Below are 10,315 nucleotides of genomic sequence, written 5' to 3'. Positions count from 1 at the left end.
CCACGAAGGCGACCTTGCGGCCGTGCTGGTGGGCGGCGTCCAGGACCTGCTGGATGCGGTGCACATGGCTGGCGAAGCTGGAGACGATCACCCGGCGCGGGGCGGTGCGCATCACCTGTTCGATCGCGGGGTTCAGTTCGCGTTCGGAGGTGGTGAAGCCGGGTACTTCGGCGTTGGTGGAGTCGGTGAGGAAGAGATCGACGCCTTCCTCGCCGAGGCGGGCGAAGGCGCGCAGGTCGGTGATCCGGTCGTCGAGGGGGAACTGGTCCATCTTGAAGTCGCCGGTGTGCAGCACCATCCCGGCACTGGTGCGGATCGCGACCGCGAGACCGTCCGGGATGGAGTGGTTGACCGCCACGAATTCGCAGTCGAAGGGCCCGAACGTGCGCCGGTCGCCCTCGCGTACCCGTACCGTGCGTGGCCGGATGCCGTGCTCCTTGAGCTTGGCCTCGAGGAACGCCAGTGTCAGCTTCGAGCCCACGACGGGAATGTCGGACCGCTCGCGCAGCAGATACGGCACGCCTCCGATGTGGTCCTCGTGCCCGTGGGTCAGCACTACGGCCACGATGTCATCCAGGCGGTCCCGGATCGAGGTGAAGTCCGGCAGGATCACGTCCACGCCGGGCTGGGTCTCCTCGGGGAACAGTACGCCGCAGTCGACGATGAGCAGCTTGCCGGCGTGCTCGAAGACGGTCATGTTGCGGCCGATCTCACCCAGGCCGCCCAGGGCAACAACCCGCAGCCCTCCCTTGGGCAGGGGAGGGGCGGCTTTCAGTTCTGGATGCGGATGGCTCATATTCTGACGTTACCGGAGAGTCTGGCGAGGTGATCCACTGGCTGCCCAACCAGCCGGTTCAACACGGCGCGGCCGAGGAGGTCAGCGGGTGGAGCGGGGCTGCTGCGGCAGCGGACGGGACAGCGTGCGGTGGAGGTGGTAGCGGTTGCCGTGGGTGAGCCGTACGCCGGGTGTGCTGGAGAAGATCTCGTGTCCCTTGCCGTGATCGCCCGCCTCGGCCGCCTCCTGGTGGGCCTCGACGCTGGTCCATTCCGTGTAGAGGAGTACCCGGGTTCCGTCGATGCTCAGCAGGAAGTGTGCCGAGATCGCTCCCGGGTGCCCGCCCTCCTCGGGCTGGGCCGCGATGACGGCGTCGGTGAAGTACCGCTGCCGCTCGGGTCCGTCCACATCGAAGGCGGCGGTGATCAGGCAGCCGGGGGTGCGGGTCTCGCCCGCCTCGGCCAGGCTGCGGTACAGCCGGTAGCCGGGCGGTCCGGCGAGCGGGGTCGCGGGGCCGTTGCCTTGCAGGTACGCGTCGTATGCCGCGTCGCTGTCCCATTGGGCACAGGTCAGCAACGTCTCGCCGTCCATGCTCAGAAACCAGGTGATGGCGGCAAGTCCGCCGGCCCAGGGGCCGCGGTCGAACTCGTGGGCTTCGGCGTCAGCCAGCCGTCGCTGGTGGTCGGGACTGTTGGTGTAGCGGGTTCCGATGACGATGAGGGGCACATCGGATCGTGCGATTCGAGGGAAGGCAGGGCTGATCACGCTGTGCGCCTCCACATGCCGGGACGTGTGCTGCGCCGATTGTGGCTGCGCGACGGGCCGGTCCCGCAACTGCTTTACGGAGATGCCCCTTGGCCCGCTCCACGCCGTCACGCAGATGCGCCGGCTGGACCCGGGAGGAGCCGGGGATGGTGCCGCCGCGAGCCAGGATGCCGCTCAACGCGTCGAGGTCGAGCTTGAGGGAGTGGCACTCCACAAGGCCCTTCCAGCCGTCCAGGAATTCGATGACCTCGTCGCCGTGGTCGATGACGGCGCGGTGTACGACGGACCGGATGACGGCGTTCAGGCCGGGGCAGTCGCCGCCGGACGCGAGGACACCAAGACGCTTTGCGGTACGGACTCCTGAGCGGAATCGGGCTGCCGGCGGCGCGGCCGGCCCCTGCCCGTTGGCGGTCAAGTGACGGCGCCGCCTGACAACGACGGCGGCCTGTCAGGCCACCTCGTTGCAGCGATTGCCAACCTACCCTAACGTTAGGGTAGGTTTGCAGTAGGTGGGGGAGCCGGGCTGGCGACGCGAGGTGGTGGAGCCGTGGGCGGAAAGCTGATGCAGATCGGCGAGGTGTCCGAGCGCACGGGGCTGTCGCTGCGGACGATCCGCCACTACGAGGACGTCGGCGTGGTCGCGTCCAGCGAGCGCAGTACGGGCGGCTTCCGCCTCTATACGGAGGCGGAGGTGCGCAGGCTGGCGCTGGTGCGCCGGATGCGCCCGCTCGGCTTCTGCCTGGAGGACGTACGGGCACTGCTGGACGTCCTGGAGCGGCTGCCCGACGCGGGCGGGCCCTTGCCCGAGAGCGACGAGGAAGCGCACGAGGAACTGGTGGCGATGTTGCGGAAGTACCGGGTGGAGGCCGACGCACGGTGTGTGGACCTGCGCCGGGAGCTGGCGTCGGCGGAGGAATTCGCTCACTCCTTGCATGGGCACCTGGCCAAGCTCCTTGATGCACCCACGACAGCTGTGAAGACGGTGCGGTGAACGCCACGAGTGAATGGGCGGCCTGTGAGGCCGCCCGGCGGCGGACGTTCGCGGTGATCAGCCATCCGGACGCGGGCAAGTCCACGCTCACCGAGGCCCTCGCCCTGCATGCGCACGCGATAACCGAGGCGGGCGCGGTGCACGGCAAGTCCGGGCGCCGCGGGGTGTCTTCGGACTGGATGGAGATGGAGAAGGCCCGTGGCATCTCCGTCACGTCGGCAGTCCTGCAGTTCGCCCACCGCGGCTGTGTGCTGAATCTGCTGGACACTCCTGGGCACGCGGACTTCTCCGAGGACACCTATCGGGTGCTGGCGGCGGTGGACTGCGCGGTGATGCTCATCGACGCGGCCAAGGGCCTGGAGGAGCAGACCCGCAAGCTCTTCGACGTCTGCCGCCACCGGGGCATCCCGGTGATCACGTTCGTCAACAAGTGGGACCGCCCGGGGCGCGAGGCGCTGGAGCTGCTGGACGAGATCGAGCGCGAGTTCCGCCTCAGGCCCACTCCTGTCACCTGGCCGGTCGGCACCGCCGGATACCTGCGCGGACTGATCGACGTACGCGAGCCCGGCCGGATGCTGCGCTACACCCGCGCACCGGGCGGTGCCCACGAAGCCGTCGAGGAGCCGATCCCCGCCGAGCAGGCCGCGATCGAAGAGGGCGCCGACTGGACGCAGGCCACCGACGAGCTCGAACTCCTGCGGGCGGACGGGGCCGAGTTCGACGGCCCCTCGTTCCTGGCCGGCACCTCCACCCCGGTCTTCTTCGGCGCCGCCCTGTCCAACATCGGCGTCCGCCTGCTCCTGGACGCCGTCGTCGACCTCGCCCCACCGCCCGGCCCGCGTGAGTTGGAGGGCGGCGGCAGCCGCCCGGTCGACGCGCCCTTCTCCGGCCTGGTCTTCAAGGTGCAGGCCAACATGGACCCCTCCCACCGCGACCGGATCGCGTTCCTGCGGGTGTGCTCGGGCATGTTCGAACGGGGCGCGACCGTCACTCGCGCCGCCTCCGGCAAGCCCTTCGCCACCAAGTACGCGCACAGCGTGTTCGGCCAGGACCGCTCCATGGTCGACACCGCCTACCCTGGCGATGTGGTCGGCCTGGTCAACGCCGCCGCCCTGCGCGTAGGCGACACCCTCTACGACGGCCCGCCCGCCCTCTTCCCGTCCATGCCGACCTTCGCCCCCGAGCACTTCGCGGTCGTACGTCCCGTGGACATCGGCCGCTCCAAGCAGTTCCGGCGCGGCATCGCCCAGCTGGACGAGGAGGGAGTGGTGCAGGTCCTGGTGTCGGATGTGCGCGGCGAGCAGGCGCCAGTGCTCGCCGCGGTCGGGCCGATGCAGTTCGATGTCGTCTCCGCGCGGATGGCGGGCGAGTTCTCCGCGCCCGTACGGCTGGAGACGCTGCCCTACCATCTGGCGCGGGCGACGGACGCGTCCGGAGGCGAGGCGCTCAACCGCTCCCGGCTGGTCAAGGGCGAGGCGCTGACCCGCATCCGAGACAAGGCCGTCCTCGCCCTGTTCCCGGACCGCTGGCAGGCCAGCTCCTTCGAGCGGGCGTTTCCCGACGCCCGGCTCGAACACCTCCTCGCCGCACACGAATAGGGCATGTCGCGGCAGCAGGATCTCCACCACTTCCCCGTCGGCCGCCGGCCGCCCGCACGATGGTGGACAGGTTGTCCTGCGGACCCGGCTGGACCTGAACGCCAGAGGTGTGCGGCGCCGACCTCCTGCCGCGTCACCACCGGCATGGTCGGCCTGTGATCATCTACCCCGGAGTCTACCCTCACGTGAAGGTAGACTTGAATGGCGTGCGCAGTCTGGTGAGGCAGCCGGGAGGGAAGGCCGATGGCGGGTGTGGCGGAGTGTCCGTCGTGCGGAGAGGGCGAGGAACTGCGCGGGGAGCCCTGTGAGGGTGACATCCGGGTCACCTGCTTGTCGTGCGGGGCCCAGTGGATGCGGGGCGCTCCCCGCTGTGCGGGCTGTGGCGGCCAGGACATCGTGGAGCGGCCGCAGGCCATGACCCGCCACTCGCGCGGCACCCAGCTGTCGATCATCGGCTGGCGCGAGGTGCCGCTGTGCCGCACCTGCGACGCCGAGGTCCTTGAGACCTCCATCGCCCAGAACACGCCCGTCCCCGGCGACTACGTCTCCAACTGCCTGTACGGACCCGGGCAGCGGCCCTCAATGGGGCCCGCGCCGCGCCCGGCGCCGACCGCCACACCGGCCCCGCGGCCAGCCACGCAACCCGCCCCGGCGGCGAAACCGGCCAAGCGTCCTGCGCGGCCTGCCGGCCCTCCTGCGCAGCCCTGGGCCACGCGTAGCCGCCCTCGCCCGGTGGCGCCCTCCGTGGTGCCGACCGTGCGGCAGGCGATCGCCGCCTTCCTCGCCGAAGCCTCCGGCGAGGTCGATCACACCGCCATGCTGGTGCTGGGCACCCATCTCGGCTCGCACGAGCGCCTCGGCGTCCTGGACAAACCCGACGCCGCCGACAGTCTGGCCGCCTGGTGCGACGGACACTGGGGCGACCGGAACAGTGCGGCCGCGCAGCGCGCCCTGGGCACCATCCTGCGGGCCGTCGACTTCTGGGGCGCCCGTGGCTGGCTCGCCTCCGACCCCGCCGCGAAGCTCCGCCGAGGCGACGACTGAGGTGGTGAGGGGGATGGCGGCCCCGACCACCGTCGAGTGGAGGGCCTACCGGGGCCGCCGTGCCGACCGGACCTGTCCAGTTGATCGGCCAGCTCATCACGACTCTATCTCGACGTGAGAGTCTGTAAGGTAACTCGCTAGATGCAGCCGCAATTCACAAGCGGCAGACTCTCGCGCTGGGTTAGAGATGCGTGGCCGGGAGAGCTGCGAGGAGTCCCGCCCCGGGCCACTCGGGCGGGGCGTCGCGGCACACCCGGGGCGGCCACTTCGCCGCCGCCCGCGAGACCGGTGTCCTGCCCTGACCACAGCTCCGGCCTCGCGGGCCCCTCTCCCACCCTGCGGGAGCGCAACCTCGCCATTCCTCCGAGACGGGACACCCGTCTTCCGTGAAGGCAAAGGAGACCCACATGCCGTCCCGCACGCCTTCCTCCTCCGGCGTCGACCACACGGACAGTGACGCAGGCCAGGAGCACCTGCTGTCCGCCGCCGTACGTCTCGCCGGTGAACTGCCCACCGCCCGGCCCGTGCTGGGGATTTTGCGCGGGTGGGGCCGGACCGATCGCGACCAGGCGCGGTTACTGCGCGAGCGCCTGGCCCATCAGGGCATCCACAGCATCGAGCTCAGCCCCGTACCTGAGGCCGGTGAACGCCACCGCGCACCGCAGGGTCGGCAGCGCCCACATGCCGACCTGCTGCTGCACGTCGGCGGCTCGCAGCACGACCAGGCACTACGAGCCGCCGCACTGTGGGACCTGCCCCTGCTCATCGAGCGCCGGTCCCACGAGGGACCCGGCATGCCGACCGGCTTCGGCGCCCACCGGCGCCCCGTCATCGGCATCCGTCTCCCCGGCGACTCCCTCGACATAGCCGTCCGTCAGGTGACCATCACCTGCTTGCAGCCCCACCCCGGCAACGCCTACCTCCTGCTGGACAACGAGAAGCTCACCGCTCCCGCGGACCTGCCGTTGCAGATCGACCTGGCGGCGGACGGTGCCCTCGAGGTGCGCGGTGGGACCTTCGCCCCTCGCCGCGTCAGGCGACTGCGCTACGAACGCCCCTGGGGGATCTACCGGCTGGACATCGACGGCACCCCCGCGCGCGACGTGCGTGCACCGCTGCGCCTGGAGCCCATGCTCGGCCGCCTGCACCTGCTCCACCCCTGAACCGGGGTCCAGGCCTATCTTCACGCCACGTCAGAGTGGCCGCCCGGGGAGGGCCCTCGCGGCTCGCCGGTATGCCTGAATATAAGTGGTAGTTGACCGCAGAAGGAGTGGGTGACTTGCATCCTCACTCTACCCTTGCGTTAGAGTAGTGTTGCTCGCCGACCTGGTCGGCCTGCTTCCAAGCCGTTGCCGGGCGCCGGCGGATCCGTTGCCCCGCCATCGCCCGGGAACGGCGGAGGAGCCGCCCGTCGGGGCCGCCCCGACCTTCACCGCGCAGCCATCCGTTTCACGCGCGCCCCCCGCCAACTGGGAGTCCCTTCATGGCCGATGACGTCACCCGCATGGAAATCGCCGACCATCTGTCCGCTCTCTTCGCAAACGGCGGACTGAGCAGGAGCGATCTGCTCATCGCGGCGGCCGGTGCCCGCCCCGAGCTCCGCGAAGTGCTCGCGCAGCTGCCCGACCGCCGCTACACGGAACTGCGGCAGGTCTGGGAGGACCTCCCCGCGATCCCCGTCGGACTCTGAGCGGCACGGAGCACAAGCCCATGGCTCTCTTCATGCTGCAACTGGCCCACGGCGAGGATGCCCTGATCGAGGCGGACGCCGCCGGGCGCACCGCGTCGGGCGAGATCGTGCTGGAACGCACCGACCTGCACGGCAACTCCGAGCGGGTGCACACGTACCGGGCGGACACGGTGACGGCCGTCTTCCGGCGCGGCCCCGCCGACGGCGGCAGCTACCACTGGATTCCACAGCCGCCCGACGGCACCTGGTGGTGCTACTGAAACAGCCGCCTGCCCGCCGGGGCAGGGGCATTGCGCGACCCGGGGGCAGCCCACGCTGAGAAGGATGAGAACGCCGATGGGAACGTTCATGGTGAAACTGACCGACGGCTCCGAGATGATCCTCACCGCCGGGCGCGCCACCCGCACAGACGCCGGGGACGTGGCCTTCGAGAACGTGGACGCCCGCGGCAACTGGTCCCGTACCTGCACCGTCAAGGCCGATCGCCTCGACAGCGCCCACGTACGCACGATCGGCGAGGACGGCATCGCGCGATGGGTACAGCAGAGTGATTCGGGCCGATGGTGGGCGTACTGAACTGAAGGGCGCACCCTCCCAGGCAGGGGCAAGCGCCGACCGACGAAATGACTTGGGGCGACGGGGCATTGGCTGTTTAGGATGACGGCACGGCATCGCGTGTCGGTCACCGCCCGGGTGAGGCATGGAGGTGCCCGTGAGTTTGCCTTACGGAGGCATTCCACCGTGTCAGTCAAGTTGAATCACGCTATCGTCCACGCCCGGGACAACCGGGAATCCGCCGAGTTCCTGGCGCACATCCTGGACCTGGAGATCGGGACCGAATGGGGCCCGTTCATCCCCATCGCGGTGAGCAACGGCGTCACCCTGGACTTCGCCGCCATCCCCGCGGAGTCGATCGTCATGCAGCACTACGCGTTCCTCGTCACCGAGGAAGAGTTCGACGGGATCTTCCAGCGGATCCAGGACGCCGAGATCACGTACTGGGCCGATCCGCACGGCAGGCAGCCCGGCGAGATCAACCGCAACGACGGCGGGCGCGGCATGTACTTCATGGATCCCGCCGGACACGGCATGGAGGTCATCACCCGCCCCTACGGCAGCGGTGAACCGACAGCGTCGTAACCGAGCCGGCCGGTCGAGCGGCGCGTGAGGAGATTTTCCCCCACGCGCCGCTCTCACTTCCCTTCGCCGAGCCTGCGGCGGAGGGTGGCGGCGAAGTCCTCGGCGGCCATCAGCTGGGCGCGCAGCGTCTCGCAGCGGGCGTCGGCCACCTTGCGGTAGGAGTCGAGGCGCTCGCGCAGCCGCTCCTTCTCCTCGCCCACCGGAGGGTCGTCGGTGGCGGCGATGCGGTCGGTGATCTCCAGCAGGTCCCGCATCTCCTCCAGCGAGAAGTCCAGCGGCTTCATGCGGCGGATGACCATCAGGCGCTCGACGTCGGCCTCGGTGTAGAGGCGGAAGCCGCCCTTGCTGCGGGCGGATGGGATGACGAGGCCAACTTCCTCGTAGTGGCGGATCGTGCGCAGCGACAAACCGGTCCGCTCGGCCACCTCGCCGATCTGCATTTGCCGCTCAGTCATCGTCACGCCTTCTCCTCCTGCGTCCCGCCGCATTCGAACGTTCGAAGTGCTCCAGCATACGTGTCTGGAATCACATGATCCGAGGCCGTGTTTACCTGCATTTCACAAGTCACAGGTCGCACTCTCACCTCACGTCAGGGTAGAGTCTCTTCGCGAGGGCAGCCACGCTGTAAAGGCGCAGCCAGGGCGGCCCCGTCAGAGCGCGGGCCCCGACCGGGCCCCGCCGGCACCCGCAGACTTCCGGGCAATGATGCCCGACCGGCAGCCGCAAAGGCTGCCACTCCATCCGGCAGGGCCCCCGTCGAGGCCGGGCCGCCGGGGATTCCGCCCCTTGCGTGGAGTCGAGTACGACGCGCATGCATCCGGCAAGTAGATGTGTGCGCCCGAACAGAAACGGTTGCATGTCTTCACTGCTGTCCGCAGGCCCCAAGCTGCGCATGTCCAAGCCCGACTGGCTCGACTCCCCGAAGGTCTTCCGCACCGAGGTGCTGGCCGGCCTGGTGGTGGCGCTGGCACTGATCCCTGAGGCCATCTCCTTCTCGATCATCGCCGGGGTCGACCCGGCGATCGGCCTGTTCGCGTCGTTCACGATGGCCGTGGTGATCTCGTTCGTCGGTGGCCGCAAGGCCATGATCTCCGCCGCGACCGGGGCGATGGCCCTGGTCATCGCGCCGCTCAATCACGAGTACGGCCTCGGTTACCTGATCGCCGCGGTCATCCTCGGCGGTCTCATCCAGATCGTGCTCGGTGCGCTGGGCGTCGCGAAGCTGATGCGGTTCGTGCCGCGCTCGGTGATGGTGGGCTTCGTCAACGCCCTCGCCATCCTGATCTTCATGGCACAGGTGCCCGAGATGCACGACGTCCCCTGGGCCGTCTACCCGCTGATCGCCGGCGGCCTCGCGCTCATGGTGCTCTTCCCGAAGATCACCAAGACCGTCCCGGCCCCCCTGGTCTCGATCGTGATCCTCACGGTCATCACCGTCGCCGCAGGCATCGCCGTCCCCAACGTCGGCGACAAGGGCGACCTGCCCTCCTCGCTGCCGGTGCCCGGTCTGCCGGACGTGCCGTTCACGCTGGACACGCTGACCACCATCGCCCCGTACGCGTTCGCCTTCGCGCTGGTCGGGCTGATGGAGTCGCTGATGACCGCGAAGCTGGTCGACGACATCACCGACACCCACTCCAACAAGACCCGCGAGTCCATCGGCCAGGGCATCGCCAACATCGTCACCGGCTTCTTCGGCGGCATGGGCGGTTGCGCCATGATCGGCCAGACGATGATCAACGTGAAGACGTCCGGCGCCCGCACCCGGCTCTCCACATTCCTCGCCGGCGCCTTCCTGATGGTGCTGTGCATCGCCTTCGGCCCGGTCGTCTCCGACATCCCCATGGCCGCGTTGGTCGCCGTCATGATCCTGGTGTCGGTCGCCACCTTCGACTGGCACTCCATCCAGCCCAAGACCCTCAAGCGGATGCCGCTGGGCGAGACCACCGTCATGGTCGTCACCGTCGCCGCCGTGGTCGCCACCCACAACCTCGCCATCGGCGTCGTCCTCGGCTCCGTCACCGCCATGGTGATCTTCGCCAAGCGCGTTGCCCACCTCGCCAACGTCTCCGGCGTCGTCGACCCCGACGGCAACCAGGTCGTCTACGCCGTGACCGGCGAGCTGTTCTTCGCCTCGTCCAACGACCTCGTCTACCAGTTCAACTACAAGGACGACCCGGACGACGTCGTCATAGACCTCACCGACGCCCACATCTGGGACGCCTCGTCGGTGGCCGCACTGGACGCCATCGAGACCAAGTACAAGCAGCGCGGCAAGAAGGTCACCATCGTCGGCCTGAACGAGCCCAGCG

The 10,315-nt window shown here is 69.4% G+C and carries 12 protein-coding genes and 1 pseudogene; 9 read left to right on the top strand and 4 right to left on the bottom strand.

The annotated features are described in order from the left end of the window. The 3 genes and pseudogenes from GAS53_RS47980 to GAS53_RS47970 all read right to left on the bottom strand — a co-directional run. The coding region (locus GAS53_RS47980) for a ribonuclease J (RefSeq protein ID WP_151484102.1) at positions 1–796 on the bottom strand (796 nt) is incomplete at its 3' end. Positions 797–877: 81 nt separating this feature from the next. Next, a complete protein-coding gene (locus GAS53_RS47975) occupies positions 878–1,540 on the bottom strand; it encodes an antibiotic biosynthesis monooxygenase family protein (protein ID WP_225859570.1) in 663 nt (220 codons plus the stop codon). Between the two features lie 73 nt (positions 1,541–1,613). Further along, positions 1,614–1,844: pseudogene (locus tag GAS53_RS47970) on the bottom strand (6-phosphofructokinase); the annotation flags it as partial. A 243-nt stretch (positions 1,845–2,087) separates the two neighbouring features. Here GAS53_RS47970 and GAS53_RS47965 point away from each other — a divergent pair. From GAS53_RS47965 to GAS53_RS47930, 8 genes are all read left to right on the top strand, one after another. Beyond that, on the top strand, positions 2,088–2,531 hold the full coding sequence (locus tag GAS53_RS47965) for a MerR family transcriptional regulator (RefSeq protein ID WP_151484092.1): 444 nt from the start codon (positions 2,088–2,090) through the stop codon (positions 2,529–2,531). Next, positions 2,528–4,129 carry a peptide chain release factor 3 gene (locus GAS53_RS47960; protein ID WP_151484091.1) on the top strand — a complete coding sequence of 534 codons (1,602 nt, stop codon included), beginning with the start codon at positions 2,528–2,530 and terminating at the stop codon, positions 4,127–4,129. Before GAS53_RS47965 ends, GAS53_RS47960 begins: the two co-directional genes overlap by 4 nt. Before the next feature lie 243 nt (positions 4,130–4,372). Next, the gene (locus GAS53_RS47955) at positions 4,373–5,173 is read left to right on the top strand and encodes a hypothetical protein (protein ID WP_151484090.1); all 801 of its coding nucleotides are present in this window, start codon (positions 4,373–4,375) and stop codon (positions 5,171–5,173) included. Positions 5,174–5,580: 407 nt separating this feature from the next. Continuing rightward, a complete protein-coding gene (locus GAS53_RS47950; protein ID WP_151484089.1) occupies positions 5,581–6,336 on the top strand; it encodes a hypothetical protein in 756 nt (251 codons plus the stop codon). Positions 6,337–6,656: 320 nt separating this feature from the next. Next, complete coding sequence (locus GAS53_RS47945; protein WP_151484088.1) at positions 6,657–6,863, top strand: hypothetical protein; 207 nt, start codon at positions 6,657–6,659, stop codon at positions 6,861–6,863. Positions 6,864–6,883: 20 nt separating this feature from the next. Then, positions 6,884–7,123 (top strand): hypothetical protein, encoded by a 240-nt coding sequence (locus GAS53_RS47940; RefSeq protein WP_151484087.1) that lies wholly within the window; start codon positions 6,884–6,886, stop codon positions 7,121–7,123. A gap of 64 nt (positions 7,124–7,187) precedes the next feature. Continuing rightward, positions 7,188–7,439 (top strand): hypothetical protein, encoded by a 252-nt coding sequence (locus GAS53_RS47935; protein WP_151484086.1) that lies wholly within the window; start codon positions 7,188–7,190, stop codon positions 7,437–7,439. 165 nt (positions 7,440–7,604) lie between these two features. Beyond that, entirely contained in the window at positions 7,605–8,003 is a 399-nt protein-coding gene (locus tag GAS53_RS47930; protein ID WP_151484085.1) for a VOC family protein, read from the top strand. A 53-nt stretch (positions 8,004–8,056) separates the two neighbouring features. On the opposite strand, the gene GAS53_RS47925 is transcribed toward GAS53_RS47930, so the two are convergent. Next, the gene (locus GAS53_RS47925; RefSeq protein ID WP_151484084.1) at positions 8,057–8,458 is read right to left on the bottom strand and encodes a MerR family transcriptional regulator; all 402 of its coding nucleotides are present in this window, start codon (positions 8,456–8,458) and stop codon (positions 8,057–8,059) included. A 401-nt stretch (positions 8,459–8,859) separates the two neighbouring features. On the opposite strand from GAS53_RS47925, the gene GAS53_RS55750 reads away from it, so the two are divergent. Then, positions 8,860–10,315, top strand: a 1,456-nt coding sequence (locus tag GAS53_RS55750) for a SulP family inorganic anion transporter (RefSeq protein WP_192583613.1), incomplete at its 3' end; no start/stop codon positions are given.

It is taken from the genome of Streptomyces albicerus, from assembly GCF_008905045.1.
Lineage (GTDB): Bacteria > Actinomycetota > Actinomycetes > Streptomycetales > Streptomycetaceae > Streptomyces > Streptomyces albicerus.
This window is presented reverse-complemented; position numbering and strand designations above follow the sequence as displayed.